A 21,996-nucleotide genomic window follows, 5' to 3' on the forward strand; every position below is an offset into this window, starting at 1 on the left:
CAGCCTCGATGGCCGCCGTTCACATACCTGCCGCTCAGTGGTCGCACGCCCAGGATGCCTTGCTCACGGCACCTTCGGCCTGTGTGCGCAATGCACGTACCGCCGCGGCCGGGTCGGATGCCCCGTAGACCGCCGAACCGGCGACGAACACGTCCGCGCCCGCGTCCGCGCAGCGCTCGATCGTCGCGGCCGAAACCCCGCCGTCGACCTGCAGCCACAGCTCCAGCCCGTGCTTCTTGATCAGCTCACGGGTACGGCGGATCTTCGGCAGCATGATGTCGAGGAACGACTGGCCACCGAAGCCCGGCTCCACGGTCATGATCAGCAGCATGTCGAGTTCGGGGAGCAGGTCCTCGTACGGCTCGATGGGCGTCGCGGGCTTGAGCGCCATGGACGCGCGGGCGCCCTTGGCCCGAATCTCACGGGCGAGCCGCACGGGGGCGGCGGCGGCCTCGACGTGGAAGGTGACGGAGGAGGCCCCCGCCTCGACGTACTGCGGCGCCCAGCGATCGGCGTCCTCGATCATCAGATGGCAGTCCAGCGGGGTGTCCGTCGCCCGCGCCAGCGACTCTACGACCGGCACGCCGAGCGTGAGGTTCGGGACGAAGTGGTTGTCCATGACGTCGACGTGGAGCCAGTCAGCGCCTTGCACTGCGTCGGCTTCGTCGGCGAGGCGGGCGAAGTCCGCGGACAGGATGCTGGGGTTGATCTGCACGGCCATGGCCCAAGCCTGCCATGCCCTCCGGGGGTTGGCCGCATCGGTCCGTTGTGGTGCGGTCCTTTTCGGGTGCCGGTCGTGTGTGGCTGGGCGCGCCCCGCGTCGGAGCCGCACATCGAGACTGCCCCACGCCCCTTTCGGGGCGCCCTGTGCGGACGGGGTGGAAACAGTGCGGCGGCGCGGCTGTCGTACGGGGCGACGGTGGCGCGGACGCCGACCCGGAAGCAGCCGCCCCGATGTGAAAATGGCGAGAGCGCAAGCGACGAGGGAGACGCCATGAACGCCGTGGGACAGCAGTCGGGACAGCCGTTCGGGTCGTACCAGAACGAGATCTACCTGAACGGGCTCGGCGGCATCGTGCCCACCTACCCCATGGCCTTCGCGGAGCTGGAGGACCGGGCGCGCTCCGCGCTGCCGCCCTCCGTGTGGTCCTACGTCGCGGGCGGCGCCGGCGACGAACTCACCCAGCGGGCCAACGTGACCGCCTTCGACCACTGGGGACTGGTCCCCCGTATGTTCGTCGGCGCGGCCGAACGCGACCTCTCCGTGGACCTGTTCGGGATGCGGCTGCCCTCCCCCGTGTTCATGGCACCGATCGGCGTCATCGGACTGTGCGCCCAGGACGGACACGGCGACCTGGCGACCGCACGGGCCGCCGCGCGCACCGGCGTACCGATGGTCGCCTCGACACTCACGGTCGACCCGCTGGAGGAGGTCGCCGGCGAGTTCGGGGACACCCCGGGTCTCTTCCAGCTCTACACGCCCACCGACCGGGACCTCGCCGCGAGCCTCGTCCACCGCGCGGAACAGGCCGGCTACAAGGGCATCGTGGTCACCCTCGACACCTGGGTCACCGGCTGGCGCCCGCGCGACCTCTCCACCGCCAACTTCCCCCAACTGCGCGGCCATTGCCTCGCCAACTACACGAGCGACCCGGTCTTCCGCGCCCGCCTCGCCCGCACCCCGGAGGAGGACCCGCAGTCCGCGGTCCTGCTCTGGACCCAGATCTTCGGCAACCCCCTCACCTGGGACGACCTCCCCTGGCTGCGCTCCCTCACCGACCTTCCCCTGATCGTGAAGGGCATCTGCCACCCCGAGGACGTGCGCCGGGCCAAGGACGGAGGCGTGGACGGCGTCTACTGCTCCAACCACGGCGGCCGCCAGGCCAACGGCGGCCTCCCCGCCCTCGACGCGCTCCCCGCCGTGGTCGAAGCGGCGGACGGCCTCCCGGTCCTGTTCGACTCCGGCATCCGCAGCGGCGCCGACATCGTCAAGGCCGTCGCCCTGGGCGCGACGGCCGTGGGCATCGGCCGCCCGTACGCCTACGGCCTGGCCCTGGGCGGCACGGACGGCATCGTCCACGTCCTGCGCTCACTGCTCGCGGAGACCGACCTGATCATGGCCGTCGACGGCTACCCGACACTCGCCGATCTCACGGAGGAGGCACTCCGGCGCGTCGTCTGACGGCCGGCACTCGGACAGCCGTGCCGCAGGTCACCCGGTCCGGCGGATGAGCGCCAGATACATGGCGTCGGTGCCGTGCAGATGCGGCCACAGTTGTACGTCGGGACCCGCGCCGAGTGCCGGTACGTCCGGCAGGAGCGGGCGGGCGTCGACGAGTTCGGTCTGCGGGTACTGCTTGAGGATGTCGTCGACGACGGCCCGGGTCTCGGCGAGGTGCGGTGAGCAGGTGGCGTAGCCGACGACCCCGCCGACGCGCACGGATTCGAGGGCGGTGCGCAGCAGGTCGCGCTGGAGGGGCGCGAAGCCTTCGAGATCCTCCGGGCGGCGGCGCCAGCGGGCCTCGGGCCGGCGGCGCAGCGCGCCGAGTCCGGTGCAGGGCACGTCCATCAGGACGCGGTCGAAGCTGCCGGGACGCCAGGGCGGCCGGGTCCCGTCGGCGGCGATGACCTGGTAGGGCCCGGGGTTCCCGTTCAGCGCCTTCGCCACCAGGCCCGCGCGGTGCGGCAGCTTCTCGGAGGCGAGGAGCGTGGCCCCGCGCTCGGCGGCCACCGCGGCGAGCAGCGCGGCCTTGCCGCCGGGGCCCGCACACCCGTCGAGCCACTTCTCGTCCGGCCCGTCGAGAGGCGCGTTGGCGAGGGCCAGCGCGACGAGCTGACTGCCCTCGTCCTGCACCCCGGCCCGGCCCTCCTTCACGGCCGCCACGGCACCGGGCTCCCCGCCCTCACTGAGTCGCACGGCGTACGGCGACCAGCGCCCCGGCACCGCGGCCTCCTCGCGGAGCAGCTCCTCGGTGGTGGACCGGCCGGGCCGGGCGACCAGGGTCACCTCGGGCCGTTCGTTGTCGGCCTCCAACAGGTCCTCGATTCCGGCGCGTCCACCGCCGAGCGAGTCCCACAGCGCGGAGACGACCCAGCGCGGATGCGAGTGCACGATGGCGAGGTTGTCCTCGGGATCGTCGTCGTACGGCGGCGCGACCCGCTGGACCCAGGTGTCGAGGTCGTCCTGCGCGACCTTGCGCAGCACGGCGTTGACGAACTTGGCCCGCCCGTCGCCGAGGACGACCCGGGCGAGTTCGACGGAGGCGGAAACGGCGGCGTGGGTCGGGATCCGCGTCCCGAGCAGTTGGTGCACCCCGAGACTGAGCACGTCCAGCACCGGGGGGTCGACCTCGCGCAGCGGCCGGTCGACGCAGGAGGCGATGATCGCGTCGTACGTCCCCTGCCGGCGGAGCGTCCCGTAGACCAGCTCGGTGGCGAGGGCCGCGTCCCGGGCGTCGAAGTCGCCTTTCGCACGGGCCTTCCGCAACAGCGGCGGCAGCACGAGGTTGGCGTACGCGTCCCGCTCGTCCACGGCCCTCAGCGCCTCGAAGGCGAGGAAACGAACAGGGTCCTTCTGCGGCCGACGGTAGGGCTTGCCGGGCTTACGGGGTCGCGGGGACTGCTCACTCACGAAAAAGGTGCTCCGGATTTCTGGCTGAGATGTGCGTCCAGCCTACGTCGCACCGCCGCGACCGCGCGCTGGGCGTCACGCCTCTCGGTTCCCCACGGTCTCCCCCGCGCCGATCCGCGCCCCGCGCGCCCAGTCCGCCGCCCGCATCGGCTTCTTGCCCTGCGCCTGCACCCACAGCAGCTCGACGGCGTACGAACCGGTGCCGACGTACACATTGTTCTTGCCGACCGCCAGCGCCCCGGGCGCGAGGTCGGTCCGCTCGGGCACCGGCACGGCCTGGACGATCTTGAGCCGCTCGCCCCGGAACACGGTCCAGGCCCCGGGGGCGGGCGTGCACCCACGCACCACCCGATCCACCCGCAGGGCAGGAGCCGACCATTCCACCTGGGCGTCCTCGACATTGATCTTCGGAGCGAGGGTGATGCCCTCGCCCGACTGCGGTACGGCCTTCAGGGTCCCGTCCTCGATACCGTCCATGGTCGCGGCGAGCAGGCCCGAGCCGGCGAACGCGAGCCGGGTGAGCAGGTCGCCGCTGGTGTCGGTGGGGCGGATCTCCTCGGTGACGGTGCCGTAGACGGGCCCGGAGTCGAGTCCCTCCTCGATCAGGAAGGTGGAGGCGCCGGTGATCTCGTCGCCGGACATGATGGAGTGCTGCACCGGGGCGGCGCCGCGCCAGGCGGGGAGCAGCGAGAAGTGCAGGTTGACCCAGCCGTGCGCGGGGATGTCGAGGGCGACGCGGGGCAACAGGGCGCCGTAGGCGACGACGGGACAGCAGTCGGGCGCGATCTCCCGCAGCCGCTCCAGGAACTCCGGGTCGCGCGGCTTGACGGGCTTCAGCACCTCGATGCCCGCCTCCTCGGCCCGCTCGGCGACGGGACTCGCCACCAGCCTGCGCCCACGCCCGGCCGGCGCGTCGGGCCGCGTGACGACGGCGGCCACCTCGTGCCGCCCGGAGGCGATCAGGGCGTCCAGGGCGGGAACAGCGACCTCGGGGGTACCGGCGAACACGAGCTTCATGGGAGGGTTCGGGCCTCTCGGGCGGAGGTGGGCGGGCAGCGCACCAGTCTATGGCGCGTCCCGGCCCGAGCGCCCGGCGGCTCTCGTCCGTCAACCCACCGACACCCGCAGCGCGCACCGGTTCGGCGGGGGCGTACGCATATGCCCCTACGCCCCCGTTGCGTGACCAGCGGAGCGCACAGGCGTTGGTCAAGAAAGAGTTGACCTCCTTGGGCCGCATTCGCGCGGCCCGATCCTTTTCAACGCCGGTTCGAGAGGCTTGTTCATGGCCGACCACGCAACCCACGACGCCCAGGCTCGGGCCAGCCTGCACTTGCTGGTGCGGGACATCGAGCGGGTCCGCCGGCAGGTGGACGCACTGCGCACGCTCACCGCCCAGCTCGGCAACGTCTACCGCCCGCGCCGCTCCGGCCCCTCCACGGGCTTCGTCGTCTACGGGCGCGCGCCCGCCCCGACGGTCCGTCTCGCGCAGGAGCTGCGGGACAGTGTCGAGACCCTGGTCACGGCCGCCGTGGACTTCGACCGCTCACTCGGTTTCTCGTGGGACGCGGTGGGCTCGGCCCTCGGGGTCACCAAGCAGGCAGTGCACCGCCGCTACGGCGCCCGGCGCGCCGCGACCCAGGCGGCGGCCGACGCCGAGCGCACGACGGAGGCGGCGAGCACCCGCCCGGTGGCGGTGAACACGGGTCTCCCCACCATGCCCGCACTCCCTGCCCTCCCCACCCTCCCCACGGTCCCCGCCGCCCGCTCCATGCCGACCCAGCCCACAGCAGGCAGCCCCACCCTCCGCGACGAGGCCAGGCCCACAGCCTTCCCGGGCCCCCGAAACGGCTGACCCCACCACCGACCAAGCCTGCCTCCCGGCGAACGCCCGGGAGGCAGCCGCATGTCCGGGCCAGGGACGGCCGGCCGCGCCCTCGGCCCATGGACAGCCGGCCGCCAACGCCGAGAACTCCTACGGGCAGGGCCCGAAGGGCACGGCAGATCGCACAACGGCCCGCCGACCGCCAACGCCGAGAACCCCACGGGAAAGGTCCACTTCTCAACGAACCGCAAACGGGCGGTGCGCGGGTGGGAGAAAATCCGAGGCCGAAGGCCGAGGCCTCACCCGATATCCGGCGGATCAACCCGCACCCGCACCACATCCCCCCCACCCCGAGCCATCCGAGCAGCCTGCGCAGCCTTCAACGCCGCAGCCAACGCCCCCCCACTCCCCGGCCGCACCCGAATCAACGCCCGCTCCCACTGCTCCCCCACAGGCGGATCCCCCACCCGCCGAGCGCGCCCCGTCGAAGCAACCGGCACCACCATCGGAACCGGCCCCAACACCTCAGCATCCGGCGGCAGTTCAACAGCGGCAAGAAACTCCGCGACAGCCCCCGCACCCCCCGCGACCGCCGCCATCCGAGACACCGGCGGAAACCCCAACTCCCCCCGCTCCGCAAGCTCCCGCACCGCATGCCCCACGGGATCCCACCGAACCAGCGCCTGCACAGGCCGCAAGGTAGGTTCCGCCACCACGACAACGGTCCCCCCAACCCCCTGCGGCCGCACCAGCGAACCCGCCGCGACCCACCGCCGCAACGCATCCTCCCCCGCCCGCAGATCAGGCCGCCCGAGCATCGCCCACCCGTCCAGCAACAAGGCCGCCGCATACCCCCCGTCGGCCACCGGCTCGGCCCCCGGCGTACTCACGACCAACGCAGGCGTCCCCGGCACCGTGTCGAGCACCTGCTCCCGCCCGGACGTCCGCACCGGCACAGCGGGAAACGCCCGCCCCAGCTCCTCCGCGGTCCGCCGTGCCCCCACGATCTGGGCCCGCAGCCGGAACCCCCCGCACTCGGGACAGTGCCAGGAGTTCTCCGCGACCCCGCACCACCCACACCGCAGTACCCCCGCGTCCTGCCCCTCCAACGGCCCCGCACAGTGCCGACACCGCGCGGCGGCCCGGCACTGGGCGCACGCCATCCGCGGCACATACCCCCGCCGGGGCACCTGCACCAGCACAGGCCCGTGCTTCAACCCCTCCCGCACCGCCTGCCAGGCCAACGTGGGCAACCGGGCGGCCCGCGCGGCCTCGTCCCGCGCCAAGTCCCCGTCCCCCACGGTCCGTACGAGCGGAGCGGCCGCCCGCACCTGCTCGCGCGATGCGACCAACGGCCGCGCCCACCCGCTCGCCACCAACTGCGCGGCCTCCACCGTGCAGCTCCAACTCCCCAGCAGGAAGCCGCACTTGTCCAGCGCGGCCCGCAGCAGCAGCACCTCCCGCGCATGCGGCTGCGGCGCGTGCTGTTCGCTGTGGCTGTCGTCCCCGTCGTCCCAGATCGCGACCAGCCCCAGGTCCCGCACCGGCGCGAACATCGCGGCCCGCGTCCCGACGACCGCGCGCACGGACCCCCGTCGTACGGCCAGCCACTGCCGGTACCGCTTCTCGGGCCCGGCATCGGCGGTGAGCAGCGCATGCCGCCCCTCACCGAGGAGCGCCGTCAACGCTGCGTCCACCCGCCCGGCGGCCCGCCCGTCCGGTACGACGACGAGCGCCCCGCGCCCCGAGGCGAGCGTCGCGGCGACGGCCCGCGCGATCTCCTCGCTCCACTCGGGCCCCGGCAGCGCGTTCCACACCGCACGCGGCGCGCCTCCCGAGGCCAGCGCCTCCAGAAACCCGGCCCCCCGCTCGTACCGCGCCCAGGACCCCGCCTCGGGCACCCCCGGCGGCGGCAACGGCGCGGGCGACGGCTTCTGCTCGGCCCGGGCGCTGCGCGGCGGCACGGCCAGTTGCAGCACATCGGCGAGACTCCCGGCGTACCGGTCGGCGACGGCCCGGGCCAGCCCGAGCAGCTCCGCGCTCAGCACCGGCTCCGGCGACACGACCTGCGCCAGCGCGGCAAGCGGCCCGGAGTAGTCGGACTCGGCCAGCCGCTCGACCAGGAACCCGTCGATCAGCCCCCCGCCCTCACGCCGCCCGTCCCGCACCCGATGCCGCCCGGCCCCGAACCGGACCCGCACCCGCACCCCGGGCCGCGCATCGGCGTCGAGTTCCTCCGGCACCGCATAGTCGAAGTACCGGTCAAGATGCAGCACCCCCTTGTCGACGAGCACCCGCGCGACGGGCAACTCCCCGGCCAACGCGGCCCCCCGCCACGTCCGCGGCTTCGCCTTCGGCCCCTTGGCCTGCCGCACACTCTCCCGAATCAGCGCAAGCTGCTCGGGCGGCGCACCCGCCGCCCCGCCGTCCCGTTCCCCGTCCGCGCTGCTCACCCTTGCATTCTTACCAAACCCGACTGACAACGGCCGCCGCCCGCCGCACTCACTTGATCTTCCGGGCCTCGGCGAGGACCTGGACGATGAGGTCCTCCGCGAAGGCCATGTCCTCGTCCGGGTCGCTGTCCCGGAACCGCCCCCCGGCCTCCGACGCGGCGAACCCGAGCATGAACGTGGACAGCAGGCGCTCGGCCCGCGGAATCCGCTCCTCCGGGAGACCTGCGGCGCGCAGAGCACCGTAGACCGCGTTCCGCGGCCCGACGGCCTCGGGTGTGACCGCCGGGCGCTGGAAGAGCAGCAGGAACAGGTCGGGGTGGCGACGGGCGGTGGCCCTCATGTTGCGGGCGAGCAGGCGCAGTTGGTCGCGCCAGTCGAGTCCGGGACCGGGCACGTCGATCTCCAGCAACAGCCGTTCCACGAGGCCGTCGAGGAGTCCCTGCTTGTCGCCGACGTGGCGGTAGAGCGTCATCGGGTTCACGTCGAGTTCCTGCGCGACGGCCCGCATCGTGACGGCCGGCAGGCCCTTCCGGGTCGCCAACTCCCATGTCACGTCCAGCACTTGATCACGACTGATCCGCCGTGGCGTCACTTGACATCCTCCCTCGAAGCTACGTATACAGAGTATACGTATACGTTGTATATATCGAGGGAGCGGCCATGCTGACCGTCAGCGGCCTGTACAAACGGTGGGGCCCCGTCCAGGCACTGGACGGCTTCGACCTGCACATCGAGCCCGGCGAGATCTGCGGTCTGATCGGCCACAACGGCGCGGGCAAGACCACGTTCGCCCGGACGGTCGCCGGTCTGGAGCGACCCGACGCGGGCTCGGTCCTCGTCGCGGGAGTGGATCTCGCCACCGCCCCTCGCTCCGCACGGAGCCTGATCGGCCTGGCGCCCCAGGAGTCGGCCCTCTACCCGACCGCCACCCTGCGCCAGAACCTCCGCCTCTTCGGCGGCCTGGCCGGCCTCCACCGCACCCGACTGAGCACCGAACTGGCCGCCGTAGCCGAGGAGTTGGTCCTCACCGACGTACTCGACCGGCCGATCGCGACACTCTCCGGCGGCCAACAGCGCCGCGCCCAGGCGGCCACGGTCCTCCTCCCCCGCCCCCGCGTGCTGCTGCTCGACGAACCCACCGTGGGCGCCGACCCCACCACCCGCGAAGCGCTGCTACGACTCGTCAGGACCCGCGCCGACGAAGGCGCCGCCGTCTGCTACACCACCCACTACCTACCGGAGTTGGAGCACCTGGACGCCACACTCGCGGTCGCCGCGTCCGGCCGGGTGATCGCCCGCGGACACCGCGCCGACCTCCTTGACGGCCTGCCCGGCGAGGTCACCGTGACGTTCACCGGCGCCGTACCGGAACACCTGGCACGGACCTCAACTGCCCCCGGGGAACTGCGTTTCAGCACCGCGGACCCGGCCCAGGCGCTGGCCCGACTCCTCCGCGACCTGGGCCCCGACACCGCGCGGGTCCGCTCGGCCGCGATCCGCGAACCGTCGCTGGACGACCTCTACCGCAGCCTCGCCACCCGCCAACTCCCCACGGAGACCCACGATGCGGCCTGAACCGGCACCGACAGGGGCCGCCCCGCTCCGCCACACCTGGGTCATGACCCGCCACACCCTCGTCCTGCTCGTACGGGACCCGGGCACCCCGCTCGCCTACACGGTCATGTCCCTGGTGCTGCTGACCGTGCTCCACCCGGTGTACGACCGCCTGGCCACCCCCGGAACACCGGGCATCGTGCAGGCCGCCCCGGGCATCGCGGTGATGTTCACCCTGCTCGCCCTGGACGTGGCCGGACAGCTCCTGCTCTCCGAACGCACCTGGCACACCTGGGATCGCCTCCGATCCGGCCCGGCGGCGCCTTCCGCGATCCTGGCCGGCAAGTCCCTCCCGCTGATCGCGCTGTTCCTGACCCAGCAGACGGTGCTGTTCCTCTTCGCGACCGCGGCCTTCGGTTTCCCCCTCACCGCCGGCACCTGGCGCCTCCCCCTGCTGGCCCTCCTCTGGGCGCTGTGCGTCACCTCCTGCGGCCTCGCACTCGGCGTACACGCCCGCAGCCAGGGCCAGTTGGCCGCCGCCTCCGACATCGGCGCCCTCACGATCACCTGCCTCAGCGGCTGCCTGGTCCCCCTCGCCGTCCTCCCCCACTGGGTCTCCACGGTGGCCCCCGCGACACCGGGCTACTGGGCCCTGCACGGCTTCCAGGCAGCCGTCACCGGCAACACCCCGGCCTACGCCCACTCGACAGCGGTCCTCGCGGCCATCACAGCGACAGCACTCCTCGTATCGGCCCGCGGCATCCACCACTGACCCGCTGGACACTCCCGGGCTTACGCCGAACCTCTGGCCGAAATCGCTTACTCGACACGGCAGTTGGCGTCGGCTTCGCTCCGGATGAGGAAACGGGAAACGCCCGTTCCGCCTTGTTCGGCCCAGCCGGCTGCCCCACGCTGAATCGCGGCGCTCATCGGCTGACGGCCGAGGAGCGACGGAGGTCGAAGTGCTGGATCAGTCGCACGACTTCGGGCCCGAACTGCGCAGAAGGCGCCTCGCCGCCCTGCTCTCTCTGCACCAACTGGGACAGCGCGTGCACTACAGCAAGAGCCAACTCAGCAAGGTGGAACGGGGAATCAAGCGTCCGACACCCGAACTGGCACGCCTGTGCGACACGGAGCTGCGTGCCGACGGCGCACTCAGCCGGCTCGTGGCCGTCCGGCCCTCCGAACCACCTCTGCCCGCCCCCGGAAACGACGACGAGGTCTGGCTGATGCACCTGCGCAAGGACGGTTCGAGTTCCTTCCAACCCGTGACCCGCCGCGGGCTCATCACCGCGGGCGCCGCCTCGGTGCTGACCCTGCGCACCGGCGATCCGGGCGCGCTCCCCCTCGACGGGGCCGAGACCTTCGCGGACGCCTCACGGATGCTGTTCGACCAGTTCCGGCGGCTCGGCCAGACGTCGGGCCCCGCGAGTGTGCTGCCGCCACTCATCGCCCAGACCCACAGCCTGGAACAACTCGCCACCCACAGCAGCCCGCACGGCCGGCGCACCCTGCTGCTCCTCGCCTCCCGCTACGCCGAGTACGCGGGCTGGATGGCCCAGGAATCCGGCGACGACACAGCCGCGATCTGGTGGACGGATCGCGCCGTACACCTGGCGGCAGCGGGTGCGGACCCCGGGCTGGCCACATACGCACAGGTCAGGCGCTCGCTGATCAGCCTGTACCGAGGAGACATCGCCGAAGCCGTACAACTGGCCGGCCATGCCCTGGAGAGCGACGCACCCGCCCGTATCCGCGGCCTGGCCGCCCAGCATCTGGCCCAGGGTGCCGCCGCGAACGGCGACCACGCCACCTGCATGACCAGCCTCGACCGCGCCCGCCGACTCCTCGAACAGGACGCCGCCGACCCCTCCGAACCGGTCCTCGGCGCCTCCCACGTACCCGACGTCGTCTCGATGTTCACCGGCTGGTGCCTGTACGACCTGGGCCGTCCGAGGCAGGCGGCCGCTCTGCTGGACCAGGAGACCGCCCGCATCCCGGAGCACGCCTTCCGCACCCGGGCCCGGTACGGCGTCCGGCGCGCGCTGGCCCACGCGGCGGCGGGCGAGATCGACCACGCCTGCCGGATCGCCACCGACGTCCTGCCGTCCGTACGGCTCACCCACTCCGCCACGGTCTCCGCCGACCTGCGCCGCCTCGGCCACACGCTCGGCAGACACGCCCGCAACGCCTCCGTACGAGCCCTGATCCCGGACCTGTCCGGCGCACTCGCCCACTCCCACACCTTCTAGAAGGGCTACGACCATGCACGAGATCTTCGTCAACTACCGCACCAAGGGCGGCAAGGAGGTCGCCTACGCGTGCGACCGTGTGCTGTCGGCCAGGTTCGGCCCCGACAGCGTCTTCCTCGCCCGGAAGTCGATCGAGCCCGGCAACAACTACATCGACGTCCTCGTCCGGGCGGCCCGGCGCAGTCATGTGCTGCTCGCTCTCGTGGACGAGGAGTGGATCGACGCACCCGACCGGAACAGGCCAGGCAGGCGCGCGCTGGACGACCCTCAGGACTGGGTCCGTCGTGAGATAGAGGAGGCGCTGGCGTCAGGGGTGCTGATCGTGCCGCTGTTCATCGGCCGCAGGGTCGAGCAGCTCGATCCCCGGCGGCTGCCCAGGTCGATCGCGGAGATCGCGGAATGCCAGTACACACGGGTGGATCAGCACAGCCTGGAGGCCGATCTCACCCGGCTCGGCGACCGGCTCGTACGGCTGGTGCCCGCCCTCGCCTCCCTGGACCGCGGTGTCGCCCCACCATCTGAACCCGCCCCCGCCGAACCGGAGTCGACCGTTCGCAACGACAACCAGAGCGGTGGGATAGGCCAGGTGAACGGCACCGTAGGAACGTATGTGCACGACGCCCACGGCCCGATGAACACGGGCGGCGGCAGCCAGTTCAACGGCCCGCAGGTCAACGGCGACGGCACGAACGTCATCTCCGGGGACAACCACGGCGGGATACGTCAGGGGTTCGGCACCCGGACTCCGCGCGGGGGCGAGGAACGGTGACCGAGGCCTTCGGCTCGTACGTCCACGAGGCCCACGGGTCCGTCAACAGCGGCGACGGACCGCAGTTCAACTTCTACTACGCGGCGCAGGCCCGGCTGCGTGAACAAGCGAGCAGGCGTCCACGGGCGGTCGCGAAGGAGGACCGTGACCATCTCGCCGCGCGCTTCGTACCGCCGCGCGGTATGCGGCACGCACGCAACCGGCTGGAGGAAACGCACACGGTACTGCTCGACGGGCTGCCGGGCAGCGGCCGACGCACCGCCGCGCTCATGCTGCTGCACGACCTGTCCGACACTCGAGGCAGTCTGCACGAACTGCCGGACACCTCCGACGACACGGCCACCTTGGCTCTCGACACACAGGACATCGGCGACGGCGACCGGCTGCTGCTGGATCTCTCGGAGGTGGACGAGTCCCGGTACATCGCGGTCCAGAGCGCGCTCTCCGACTTCCGCGACAGCCTTGTCCGCCACGGTGCCCACCTCGCCGTGGTACTCCCTCACCATCTCGGCTATCTACTCCGAGGGGAACTGAAACGCCTGACCGTGGAGATCGGCCGTCCCTCGGCGCAGCGCGTTCTGATCACCCATCTCCGGCACGAGGGCATCGAGCCACCCCAGTCCGAACTGGGCGGCACCCCTCTCACGTCCTACCTGTCGCAGGCCCCGATGCGCGACATCGCCGGACTCGTCGACCGGATCCGGCGCTGCCGGGACGTCTCGCCGGCCGACCGGGGTTTCTCCCACTGGCTGACCGAGTCACTGGTCGACCAGCACGACCAGACCGCCCGCGTGGCGGCGGATCTCACGTCTCAGCGGGACGGGCGGCGCCGAGCGCTGCTGTTGTCCGTGGCCCTGTTCCACGGGACCGCGCCAGGGACCGTACTGCGGGGCGCGAACGCCCTGCTGGGCATCCTCAGCCATCCCCCGGACCCGCTGCCCCGGCTGGACCGGGCGGACCTGCACGCCGAACTCTCCGACATCGGCGCCGAGGTGAAGCCGGACGGTCGGGTGCGGTTCCGCATCGTGGGATACGACCGTGCGGTGAGGGATCACTTCTGGACGTTCCTCCCTGACATCCGCAGGCAGTTACGCGACTGGTTCGACGTATGTCTGGCCGAGCCCTCGCTCGCGCAGTCCGACCGCAAGGAAGCCGTGGCCAGGTTCGCCGCCCAGAGCCTGCGCACCGCGCGCCCCGAGGATCTGTCCTGGCTGGCGCACCGGTGGACGGCGGACAAGGCTCCGGCGCACCTCGTCCCAGACGCGGCCCAGGTACTCGCGCTCGGCCTGGACGACGAACAGCACGGCCGCTACTTCCGACAGCAGATCTACGACTGGAGCACCTCGACGGAGACCGGCATCGGGTTGAGGCGGGTGCTCGTCCTGGTGTGCTCCACGACCATGGCCCGCTCGCATCCGGACCAGGCGCTCGTCCGCCTGCACCATCTGGCGCGGCGGACATACGGAGTCGTGGGCGCGGGCGCCCGCCAGGCGCTGCTGGACCTGGCGCGGTCGGACCACCGGCTGTACCGGCGGATGCTGGACCGGCTCGGTGCCGGAATCGCCCAGGGCCAGTGGGGCGAGGACCGCGCACTGTTCCTCGAACTCGCCGACCCGGTAAGGCTCGTGGGGTATCGAAGCGTCCGCGATTCGCTCATCATCTGCTGGAACGGCGTGCTGCGCCGTCCTGTCGAATCCTGGGCCACACCCCTGGCACGCTGGCTGACCGCGAGCGAGGACGTCCGCCACCGCGACCTAGTGCTCAGGGTGCTCTCCGCCGCCTGCGATACGGACGTCCGGGTCTCCGGGTGCCTCTACCGCGCCGCCCTGCAATGGCAGCACAGCGACCCGAGCGTGTCCCGTGCCGAGACCGTCTCCGTCCTGCTGCGGAAGATCGACACCGCACAGGGCATCGAGTCCTACCCACTCGCCGTCTGATCGCGAGCACCCATCGGGGGCCTTCCATGAGTTCTGGACACAAGGCGATGACGCTGTTCGTCACCGTCATCCTCGGCCTGCTCCTTGTCATCGTCGGTCTGTGCGCCGACTGGCCGCGCTGGTCCTGGGCCGCGTCCGCCGGGCTGCTGGCGGTGATCGGGATGGTGACGAACAGAGTCCTCACGCCGAAGCGCGAGCCGTTCCCCCGCGATCTGCTGCCGGAACCGGATCTCCCACTGCCGGACTCCGCGCGGCAGGACCAGCGGGTGACCCATGTGGCACTGCCGAGTTCGGTCGCCGACTACGACTTCTCCTTCTCGGCGACGGTGCGTTGGCTGGTGCTGGACGCGCCGTCGGACGCGCCCTACGTCAACCCCGCCGGCCTGGCGATCGACGCCGTGCTCCAGCGCGCCCGTGCGGTGACGGCCCAACAGCCGCCCCACCGCAGCGCGTTCGTACAGCATCAGCTCGACGGCGCCCTGGCGACCATGCGCGTCGATGCCACCGGCCGGGTCACGGCGATGGCGCTGGACGTCTCGCTGAGTCTTCCGGAGCACGACCGGGAGCGGCTCGCCAAGCTCTCCGACGTACGCAAGGACGAGGACGTCTGGGAGCACGAACGCAACTACGAGCGCAGCAAGCGCGCCTATCTCGGCGAGGACGTTCTCAAGGACACGGGCAGCGCCGTGGTCTGGTGGCTCTCCCGCAACGAGAAGGAGGTGGAGGGTGCGGTAGACCGGATCGGTCTGCTCGCGCGGCTCTCCGCCGCGGCCAAGAACGAGACGGTCGCGCCGCCGTTCGAGCACCTGGTGCCTCCGCCGAGGGTCGTCCTCCCCGACGACGGGACCTCGGCCGACTGGCGGCAGCCGTACGACGGAGGGGACGCAACGGCGTCCGACAACGGCTCCGGGGACGGACTTTCCGTCGACTCGCTGCTGGAGTGGTTCGGTTTCTCCGCCTCCGACGCGGATGTCGACCTGTTCGCGAAGCGTCTGATCATCCTCGCGTCGGCTCACGGCAAGATCGAAGCAGTGGACGAGATCAAGCGCCGGTTCGACCCCGAGCAGGCGGAACAGACGGAACAGGCCGACGACGGACCGGAGGAATCGGCTCCGCCCCAGGATCACGAACCCCCACCCTGACGAAACGCCGAGGCCCGGCTCCCCCGAAGGGAAACCGGGCCTCGCAACGGCAATCGCGGACTACAGGCCCGCGGCCTTGCGCAGCGCGTCCACGCGGTCGGTGCGCTCCCACGTGAAGTCGGGGATCTCACGGCCGAAGTGGCCGTACGCGGCGGTCTGGGCGTAGATCGGGCGCAGCAGGTCCAGGTCGCGGATGATGGCGGCCGGACGCAGGTCGAAGACCTCGTCGATCGCCTTCTCGATCCGGTCCGTGTCGACCTTGGCCGTGCCGAACGTCTCGACGAACAGGCCCACCGGCTCGGCCTTGCCGATCGCGTACGCGACCTGCACCTCGCAGCGCGAGGCGAGACCCGCGGCCACGACGTTCTTCGCGACCCAGCGCATCGCGTACGCCGCGGAGCGGTCCACCTTGGAGGGGTCCTTGCCCGAGAACGCGCCGCCGCCGTGACGGGCCATCCCGCCGTACGTGTCGATGATGATCTTGCGGCCGGTCAGGCCCGCGTCACCCATCGGGCCACCGATCTCGAACCGGCCCGTCGGGTTGACCAGCAGGCGGTAGTTCTCCGTGTCCAGCTTGATGCCGTCGTCCAGGAGTGCCTTCAGCTCCGCCTCGACCACGAACTCGCGGATGTCGGGAGCGAGCAGCGACTCCAGGTCGATGTCGGACGCGTGCTGCGAGGAGACCACGACCGTGTCGAGGCGGACGGCCTTGTCACCGTCGTACTCGATGGTGACCTGGGTCTTGCCGTCGGGGCGGAGGTACGGAATGGTCCCGTTCTTCCGGACCTCCGAGAGGCGCTTGGCGAGGCGGTGCGCGAGGAAGATCGGGAGCGGCATCAGCGTCGGCGTCTCGTCCGTCGCGTAGCCGAACATCAGGCCCTGGTCGCCCGCGCCCTGCTTGTCGAGCTCGTCGTCGTCGCCCTCGACACGGTTCTCGTACGCCGTGTCGACGCCCTGCGCGATGTCCGGGGACTGCGCACCGATCGACACCGACACCCCGCAGGAGGCGCCGTCGAAGCCCTTCTTGGAGGAGTCGTAGCCGATCTCCAGGATCTTGTCGCGGACGAGCTGCGCGATGGGCGCGTAGGTCTTGGTGGTGACCTCGCCGGCCACGTGCACCAGGCCGGTCGTGATCAGCGTCTCGACGGCGACCCGGGAGGTCGGGTCCTCCGCCAGAAGCGCGTCGAGAATGGTGTCGCTGATCTGGTCAGCGATCTTGTCGGGGTGACCTTCGGTCACGGACTCCGAGGTGAAAAGACGACGGGACACAACGCTCCCTGAGGTTGCAGCGGCTGCTGGCTGATCATTGGCGGACGGACGGGAGCTGCGCCCGACGTCGTCCGAGAACAGTTTATCGGTCGCGGTCGGCAGACGGTCCCCCTGTCTCGTCTCTCGGGAAACCCTGTGACCTGCGGCACGCGCATTTTGCCGAATGCCGGGTGCCGTTGGCCAGAGCCGCCACGCACGAATGTCAGGTTTCAGCGAACTGACAGATGGCTGAAACAAATCAGGAGAGACGGTGTGCGACCAGGTCCCACACGGTCTCGGCCAGGGCTTCCTTCGGGCCGTGGGGAACAGCGGTCTCACTGCCGTCGGCACCCAGCACCACGGCCTCGTTCTCCTCGGAACCGAACGTCTTGCGCTCCCCCACCTCGTTCACCACCAGCAGATCGCACCCCTTGCGGGCCAGTTTGGTACGGCCGTTGGCGAGGACGTTGTCCGTCTCGGCGGCGAACCCGACGACCACCTGTCCGGGGCGGGCCCGGTCGGCGGAGATCTCCGCGAGGATGTCCGGATTCCGCACCAGGACGATGGGGTCGGGCTCCTTGTCGTCCTTCTTCTTGATCTTCCCGGCCGCGTACTCGGCCGGGCGGAAGTCCGCGACCGCCGCGGCCATGACGACCGCGTCCGCGTCGGCGGCGGCCTTCAGCACCGCCTCCCGCAGTTGTACGGCGGTCCCGACCGGGACGACGTCCACGCCCGCCGGGTCCGGCAGTCCGGTGTTCGCGGCGATCAGCGTGACCCGGGCGCCCCGGGCGGCGGCGGTGCGCGCGAGGGCGTAACCCTGTTTGCCGGAGGAGCGGTTGCCGAGGAAGCGGACCGGGTCGAGGGGCTCGCGGGTGCCGCCGGCGCTGACGACGACGTGCCGGCCCTTGAGGTCGGGCTCGGTGACGCCCCGCGCGAGCACCCGGCGGCAGACCTCGAAGATCTCGACAGGGTCGGGCAGCCGGCCCTTGCCGGTGTCGACGCCGGTCAGCCGACCGACGGCCGGTTCGATCACCACGGCACCGCGGCGGCGCAGTGTCGCCACGTTCTCCTGGGTGGCCGGGTGTTCCCACATCTCCGTGTGCATGGCGGGCGCGAAGACGACCGGACAGCGGGCGGTGAGGAGGGTGTTGGTGAGCAGGTCGTCGGCCAGGCCGTGGGCCGCCTTCGCCAGCATGTCCGTCGTCGCCGGTGCCACCACCACCAGGTCGGCGCTCTGGCCGATGCGCACGTGCGGGACCTCGTGGACGTCGTCCCACACCTCGGTCGAGACGGGGTGCCCGGAGAGCGCGGACCAGGTCGCCGCGCCGACGAAGTGCAGGGCGGCCGCGGTGGGGACGACACGGACGTCATGACCCGACTCCGTCAGTCTGCGCAGCAGTTCGCACGCCTTGTACGCGGCGATGCCACCGCTGACCCCCAGAACGACCTTGGGCTTGTCCACCGTCTCTCCCCGAACTCGGAAACGTGCGTGCGACTCGTGCGTTCCGTACGACTCCATGCTGCGTCACAGCGGGGGACGACCCCCGCACCCCCGAGCAGACCACAGGCCCGACAGTCGCTGCCGGGCCTGTGGATAAAGCTGCTGCGGCTCAGGTCGCGGGGCCCTCGACGGCCTCGGAGGTGAGCAGACCCGCGTTGATCTCGCGCAGGGCGATGGAGAGCGGCTTCTCGTGGACATGCGTGTCGACGAGCGGACCGACGTACTCAAGCAGGCCCTCGCCGAGCTGCGAGTAGTACGCGTTGATCTGACGGGCGCGCTTGGCGGCGTAGATCACGAGGCTGTACTTCGAGTCGGTGGCCTCGAGGAGCTCGTCGATCGGAGGGTTGATGATGCCCTCGGGAGCGGTGATGGAAGAGGACACGCTCTGCCTTCCGAAAGATGGGATGAGATCGGAAAAACGATCACACAACTTCCATCAAGGCTAGCAGCTCGCGCGCTACGTCCTCGACGGAGGTGTTGACCAGGGTCGCGTCGAACTCGGGCTCCGCCGCCAGTTCGACCTTGGCCGCGTCCAGGCGGCGCTCGATCACCTCGGGCGGCTCGGTGCCCCGTCCGGTGAGCCTGCGCACCAGTTCCTCCCAGGAGGGGGGAGCCAGGAACACGGAGTGGGCCTCGGACATGGACTCGCGGACCTGCCGGGCGCCCTGGAGGTCGATCTCCAGCAGCACCGGTACGCCGGACTCCAGGTGCTCGAGTACGGCGGTACGCGGTGTGCCGTAGCGATTGCCGGCGAATTCGGCCCACTCCAGCAGCTCGCCGTTGGCGATCAGCTTGTCCATCTCCTCGTCGGAGACGAAGAAGTAGTGGACGCCGTGCTTCTCGCCGGGGCGGGGCCTACGGGTCGTCGCCGACACCGAGAGCCACACCTCGGGGTGTTCCTTGCGCATATGGGCGACGACCGTGCTCTTGCCGACCCCAGAGGGGCCGGAGAGCACGGTCAGCCGCGGACGTACGTCCGGGGGCTCGGGGGTCGTCCCCCGGAATGTTGCAGCCATGCAGCGATTATTCCAGCAATCCCGGTGTGCCCGGGACTCCTGGTCCGGAGTACCCGGACTCAGGAACCAGTGCTGCCGAACTCACGCTCCAGGGAGGCGATCTGGTTGGAACCAAGGCCACGGACACGGCGGCTCTCGGAGATACCGAGTCGCTCCATGATCTGCTTGGCGCGGACCTTGCCCACGCCGGGCAGGGACTCAAGCAGGGCGGAGACCTTCATCTTGCCGATGACGTCGTTCTCCTGGCCCTGCTTGATCACGTCATGCAGGGAGGCGCCGGAGTGCTTGAGTCGATTCTTGACCTCGGCCCGCTCCCGGCGAGCCGCGGCGGCCTTTTCGAGCGCGGCTGCGCGCTGTTCAGGGGTAAGGGGCGGAAGAGCCACGCCTACGTCACCTCGGATGTCGAACTGTCGGATACGGACCGGTGAGGAACCTAGTCGCCCCACACCTGGGGAGCTACGAGCAACACGCTTGCCCGTTGACTCTGCTCGGAGACTAGCGGCCAGGGACGCCAGAGTCAGCGAGAACAGAGGAAAAGTCCTGGTCAGCCTGCGCCAGGCCGGACATTCCAGACATAACGCCCCGGATTTGAGGATGTATTCAGACTCAAGTCACTCCGGAGCCGGTCGTCGAGCCACTCATCGGAGGACTCGATCGACCCGTTCGAACACCTCAGACGGTCGCAAAGGCGACGCGGATCTCCTCCGCGAAGCGATCCGAGGCCCCCTGGAGCGCTCCCACATCGGGACCGTGACGTAGAACACCTCGGCTCACGTTCGGGACGACATTGCGCAGCACCCTCCCGAACACCCCCGGGAGATCGGCCGGAGTGGCCCCCTGCGCCCCGATGCCGGGCGCGAGGATCGGACCGTTGACCGCGAGGTCGTACGACGACAGGTCGCCCAGGGTCGCGCCGACGACGGCCCCGAAAGACCCCAGCGGCTCCTCCCCCGCGTTCTCGGCGGCCAGGTGGGCCAGCATGGTCGCTCCGATGTTCCGGCCGTCCGCGCGGACCGCGTGCTGCACCTCGCCGCCCTCCGGGTTGGAGGTCAGCGCGAGCACGAAGAGGCCGGCGCCGCTCTCCCGTGCCAGTTCGATCGCCGGGGCGAGCGAGCCGTAGCCGAGATACGGGGAGACGGTCAGCGCGTCGGAGAACAGCGGGGAGTCCTTCCGGAGGAAGGACTCGGCGTACGCGGCCATGGTCGAGCCGATGTCGCCGCGCTTGGCGTCCATCACGACCAGGGCGCCGGCCGCCCGCGCCTCCTCGACGGACTTCTCCAGGACGGCGATCCCGCGCGAGCCGAAGCGCTCGAAGAAGGCGCTCTGCGGCTTGAGGACGGCGACCCGGTCGGCGAGCGCCTCGACGACCGTGCGGCTGAACCGCTCCAGGCCGGCGACGTCGTCGTTCAGGCCCCACTCGGTGAGCAGCGAGGCGTGCGGGTCGATGCCGACGCAGAGCGGGCCGCGCTCGTCCATGGCTGTGCGGAGGCGGGCACCGAAGGGTTCGAGGGGGCTCATACCGGCTTCCTTGCGTCGGCGCCGACCGCGTCGGCGAGGGTGGCGTACGGGCTCGTGCGCAGGCGTGCGGCGAGGCCCTTGTGGATGGCGCGGCCCCAGAAGGGCCCTTCGTAGATGAAGGCGCTGTAGCCCTGCACGAGGGTGGCACCGGCGAGGATGCGCTGCCAGGCGTCCTCCGCGTTCTCGATGCCGCCGACGCCCACGAGGGTGATGCGGTCGCCCACGCGCGCGTAGAGGCGGCGCAGTACCTCCAGGGAGCGAGCCTTCAGCGGTGCTCCCGACAGTCCGCCGGTCTCCTTGACGAGTTCGGGTCCGGATTCCAAACCGAGGCCCTCGCGCGCGATGGTCGTGTTCGTGGCGATGATCCCGTCCAGGCCGAGTTCCACGGCGAGGTCGGCGACCGCGTCGACGTCCTCGTCCGCGAGGTCCGGCGCGATCTTCACCAGGAGCGGGACGCGGCGGTCGGTCACCGCGCGGTCGGCGGCCTCGCGCACGGCGGTCAGCAGCGGGCGCAGCGCCTCGGTCGCCTGGAGGTTGCGCAGCCCGGGCGTGTTGGGCGACGACACGTTCACCACGAGATAGTCGGCGTGCCGGGCGAGTCGCTCGGTCGACTTCACGTAGTCGCCGACGGCCTCCTCCTCGGGTACGACCTTGGTCTTGCCGATGTTGACGCCCACGACGGTCCGGAAGACCGCCTCACGAGCCGCCAGCCGGTCCGCCACGGCCGCGGAGCCCTCGTTGTTGAAGCCCATGCGGTTGATCAGCGCCCGGTCCGGCACAAGGCGGAACAGCCGCTTCTTGGGGTTGCCGGGCTGCGGCTCCCCCGTGACCGTGCCGATCTCGACATGGTCGAAGCCGAGCATCGACATGCCGTCGATCGCCACCGCGTTCTTGTCGAACCCGGCCGCGAGCCCGAACGGGCCGTGCATGCGCAGCCCGAAGGCCTCGGTGCGCAGTTCCTCGAACCGGGGCGCGAGAGCGGCGGCGACGAACGTGCGCAGTACGGGGATGCGGACGGCGAGCCGGATCCAGCGGAAGGCGAGGTGGTGGGCCTGCTCCGGGTCCATCCGTTTGAAGACGAGACTGAAGAAGATCTTGTACATGGTGTCCTCATGAAGAGGGGGACACCGTTTCCGGTGTCCCCCTCTTCAGC

At 71.0% G+C, this 21,996-nt stretch carries 20 protein-coding genes; 8 read left to right on the forward strand and 12 right to left on the reverse strand.

Translation table 11 applies throughout. The features are described 5' to 3' along the window. Positions 1–34: 34 nt before the first annotated feature. Positions 35–721: a ribulose-phosphate 3-epimerase gene (rpe, locus tag OG223_RS10880; RefSeq protein WP_329245841.1), complete on the reverse strand. Its 687-nt coding sequence runs from the start codon at positions 719–721 to the stop codon at positions 35–37. Between the two features lie 273 nt (positions 722–994). Between rpe and OG223_RS10885 the strand changes: the two genes are divergently transcribed. Then, complete coding sequence (locus OG223_RS10885; RefSeq protein ID WP_329245844.1) at positions 995–2,182, forward strand: alpha-hydroxy-acid oxidizing protein; 1,188 nt, start codon at positions 995–997, stop codon at positions 2,180–2,182. A gap of 30 nt (positions 2,183–2,212) precedes the next feature. Here the strand turns inward: OG223_RS10885 and OG223_RS10890 are convergent, their stop codons facing one another. Both OG223_RS10890 and fmt read right to left on the reverse strand, forming a co-directional pair. Beyond that, a complete protein-coding gene (locus tag OG223_RS10890) occupies positions 2,213–3,631 on the reverse strand; it encodes an RsmB/NOP family class I SAM-dependent RNA methyltransferase (protein WP_329245846.1) in 1,419 nt (472 codons plus the stop codon). Positions 3,632–3,706: 75 nt separating this feature from the next. Continuing rightward, on the reverse strand, positions 3,707–4,648 hold the full coding sequence (gene fmt, locus OG223_RS10895; protein ID WP_329245849.1) for a methionyl-tRNA formyltransferase: 942 nt from the start codon (positions 4,646–4,648) through the stop codon (positions 3,707–3,709). 265 nt (positions 4,649–4,913) lie between these two features. Between fmt and OG223_RS10900 the strand changes: the two genes are divergently transcribed. Continuing rightward, positions 4,914–5,483: a hypothetical protein gene (locus OG223_RS10900; protein WP_329245851.1), complete on the forward strand. Its 570-nt coding sequence runs from the start codon at positions 4,914–4,916 to the stop codon at positions 5,481–5,483. Between the two features lie 269 nt (positions 5,484–5,752). On the opposite strand, the gene OG223_RS10905 is transcribed toward OG223_RS10900, so the two are convergent. Both OG223_RS10905 and OG223_RS10910 read right to left on the reverse strand, forming a co-directional pair. Next, complete coding sequence (locus tag OG223_RS10905; RefSeq protein ID WP_329245853.1) at positions 5,753–7,906, reverse strand: primosomal protein N'; 2,154 nt, start codon at positions 7,904–7,906, stop codon at positions 5,753–5,755. A 49-nt stretch (positions 7,907–7,955) separates the two neighbouring features. Continuing rightward, a complete protein-coding gene (locus OG223_RS10910; protein ID WP_329245854.1) occupies positions 7,956–8,468 on the reverse strand; it encodes a TetR/AcrR family transcriptional regulator in 513 nt (170 codons plus the stop codon). Positions 8,469–8,566: 98 nt separating this feature from the next. Between OG223_RS10910 and OG223_RS10915 the strand changes: the two genes are divergently transcribed. From OG223_RS10915 to OG223_RS10940, 6 genes are all read left to right on the forward strand, one after another. Next, complete coding sequence (locus OG223_RS10915; protein WP_329245857.1) at positions 8,567–9,481, forward strand: ABC transporter ATP-binding protein; 915 nt, start codon at positions 8,567–8,569, stop codon at positions 9,479–9,481. A gap of 43 nt (positions 9,482–9,524) precedes the next feature. Further along, on the forward strand, positions 9,525–10,232 hold the full coding sequence (locus OG223_RS10920; RefSeq protein WP_329245861.1) for an ABC transporter permease: 708 nt from the start codon (positions 9,525–9,527) through the stop codon (positions 10,230–10,232). Positions 10,233–10,422: 190 nt separating this feature from the next. After that, on the forward strand, positions 10,423–11,712 hold the full coding sequence (locus tag OG223_RS10925; protein ID WP_329245864.1) for a helix-turn-helix domain-containing protein: 1,290 nt from the start codon (positions 10,423–10,425) through the stop codon (positions 11,710–11,712). Between the two features lie 13 nt (positions 11,713–11,725). Next, positions 11,726–12,481, forward strand: coding sequence for a TIR domain-containing protein (locus OG223_RS10930; RefSeq protein ID WP_329245867.1), 756 nt, complete (start codon positions 11,726–11,728; stop codon positions 12,479–12,481). Then, positions 12,478–14,418 (forward strand): ABC transporter substrate-binding protein, encoded by a 1,941-nt coding sequence (locus OG223_RS10935; protein ID WP_329245870.1) that lies wholly within the window; start codon positions 12,478–12,480, stop codon positions 14,416–14,418. Before OG223_RS10930 ends, OG223_RS10935 begins: the two co-directional genes overlap by 4 nt. 26 nt (positions 14,419–14,444) lie before the next feature. Next, positions 14,445–15,560, forward strand: a complete 1,116-nt coding sequence (locus OG223_RS10940) for a hypothetical protein (protein ID WP_329245873.1) — start codon at positions 14,445–14,447, stop codon at positions 15,558–15,560. A gap of 60 nt (positions 15,561–15,620) precedes the next feature. On the opposite strand, the gene metK is transcribed toward OG223_RS10940, so the two are convergent. The 7 genes from metK to OG223_RS10975 form a co-directional block, all read right to left on the reverse strand. Beyond that, a complete protein-coding gene (gene metK / locus OG223_RS10945) occupies positions 15,621–16,829 on the reverse strand; it encodes a methionine adenosyltransferase (RefSeq protein ID WP_329245875.1) in 1,209 nt (402 codons plus the stop codon). A gap of 238 nt (positions 16,830–17,067) precedes the next feature. Then, positions 17,068–18,270 carry a bifunctional phosphopantothenoylcysteine decarboxylase/phosphopantothenate--cysteine ligase CoaBC gene (gene coaBC / locus OG223_RS10950; protein ID WP_329245877.1) on the reverse strand — a complete coding sequence of 401 codons (1,203 nt, stop codon included), beginning with the start codon at positions 18,268–18,270 and terminating at the stop codon, positions 17,068–17,070. A 148-nt stretch (positions 18,271–18,418) separates the two neighbouring features. Continuing rightward, complete coding sequence (gene rpoZ / locus OG223_RS10955) at positions 18,419–18,691, reverse strand: DNA-directed RNA polymerase subunit omega (protein ID WP_019059732.1); 273 nt, start codon at positions 18,689–18,691, stop codon at positions 18,419–18,421. 40 nt (positions 18,692–18,731) lie between these two features. Then, the gene (gene gmk / locus OG223_RS10960; RefSeq protein ID WP_329245880.1) at positions 18,732–19,325 is read right to left on the reverse strand and encodes a guanylate kinase; all 594 of its coding nucleotides are present in this window, start codon (positions 19,323–19,325) and stop codon (positions 18,732–18,734) included. Positions 19,326–19,384: 59 nt separating this feature from the next. Beyond that, complete coding sequence (locus OG223_RS10965) at positions 19,385–19,708, reverse strand: integration host factor (RefSeq protein ID WP_019059734.1); 324 nt, start codon at positions 19,706–19,708, stop codon at positions 19,385–19,387. A 289-nt stretch (positions 19,709–19,997) separates the two neighbouring features. After that, positions 19,998–20,843 carry an orotidine-5'-phosphate decarboxylase gene (gene pyrF / locus OG223_RS10970; RefSeq protein WP_329245882.1) on the reverse strand — a complete coding sequence of 282 codons (846 nt, stop codon included), beginning with the start codon at positions 20,841–20,843 and terminating at the stop codon, positions 19,998–20,000. Next, entirely contained in the window at positions 20,840–21,946 is a 1,107-nt protein-coding gene (locus tag OG223_RS10975) for a quinone-dependent dihydroorotate dehydrogenase (protein WP_329245885.1), read from the reverse strand. Before OG223_RS10975 ends, pyrF begins: the two co-directional genes overlap by 4 nt. Between the last annotated feature and the right edge of the window lie 50 nt (positions 21,947–21,996).

The organism is Streptomyces sp. NBC_01478, from assembly GCF_036227225.1.
In the GTDB taxonomy this organism is placed as follows: domain Bacteria; phylum Actinomycetota; class Actinomycetes; order Streptomycetales; family Streptomycetaceae; genus Streptomyces.

Bases quoted from the DNA above. Each gene is read 5' to 3' on its own strand.
- rpe (WP_329245841.1), bottom strand. From the start codon at position 721: ATGGCCGTGCAGATCAACCCCAGCATCCTGTCCGCGGACTTCGCCCGC.
- OG223_RS10885 (WP_329245844.1), top strand. From the start codon at position 995: ATGAACGCCGTGGGACAGCAGTCGGGACAGCCGTTCGGGTCGTACCAG.
- fmt (WP_329245849.1), bottom strand. From the start codon at position 4,648: ATGAAGCTCGTGTTCGCCGGTACCCCCGAGGTCGCTGTTCCCGCCCTG.
- OG223_RS10900 (WP_329245851.1), top strand. From the start codon at position 4,914: ATGGCCGACCACGCAACCCACGACGCCCAGGCTCGGGCCAGCCTGCAC.
- OG223_RS10915 (WP_329245857.1), top strand. From the start codon at position 8,567: ATGCTGACCGTCAGCGGCCTGTACAAACGGTGGGGCCCCGTCCAGGCA.
- OG223_RS10920 (WP_329245861.1), top strand. From the start codon at position 9,525: ATGACCCGCCACACCCTCGTCCTGCTCGTACGGGACCCGGGCACCCCG.
- OG223_RS10930 (WP_329245867.1), top strand. From the start codon at position 11,726: ATGCACGAGATCTTCGTCAACTACCGCACCAAGGGCGGCAAGGAGGTC.
- OG223_RS10940 (WP_329245873.1), top strand. From the start codon at position 14,445: ATGAGTTCTGGACACAAGGCGATGACGCTGTTCGTCACCGTCATCCTC.
- gmk (WP_329245880.1), bottom strand. From the start codon at position 19,325: ATGGCTGCAACATTCCGGGGGACGACCCCCGAGCCCCCGGACGTACGT.
- pyrF (WP_329245882.1), bottom strand. From the start codon at position 20,843: ATGAGCCCCCTCGAACCCTTCGGTGCCCGCCTCCGCACAGCCATGGAC.
- OG223_RS10975 (WP_329245885.1), bottom strand. From the start codon at position 21,946: ATGTACAAGATCTTCTTCAGTCTCGTCTTCAAACGGATGGACCCGGAG.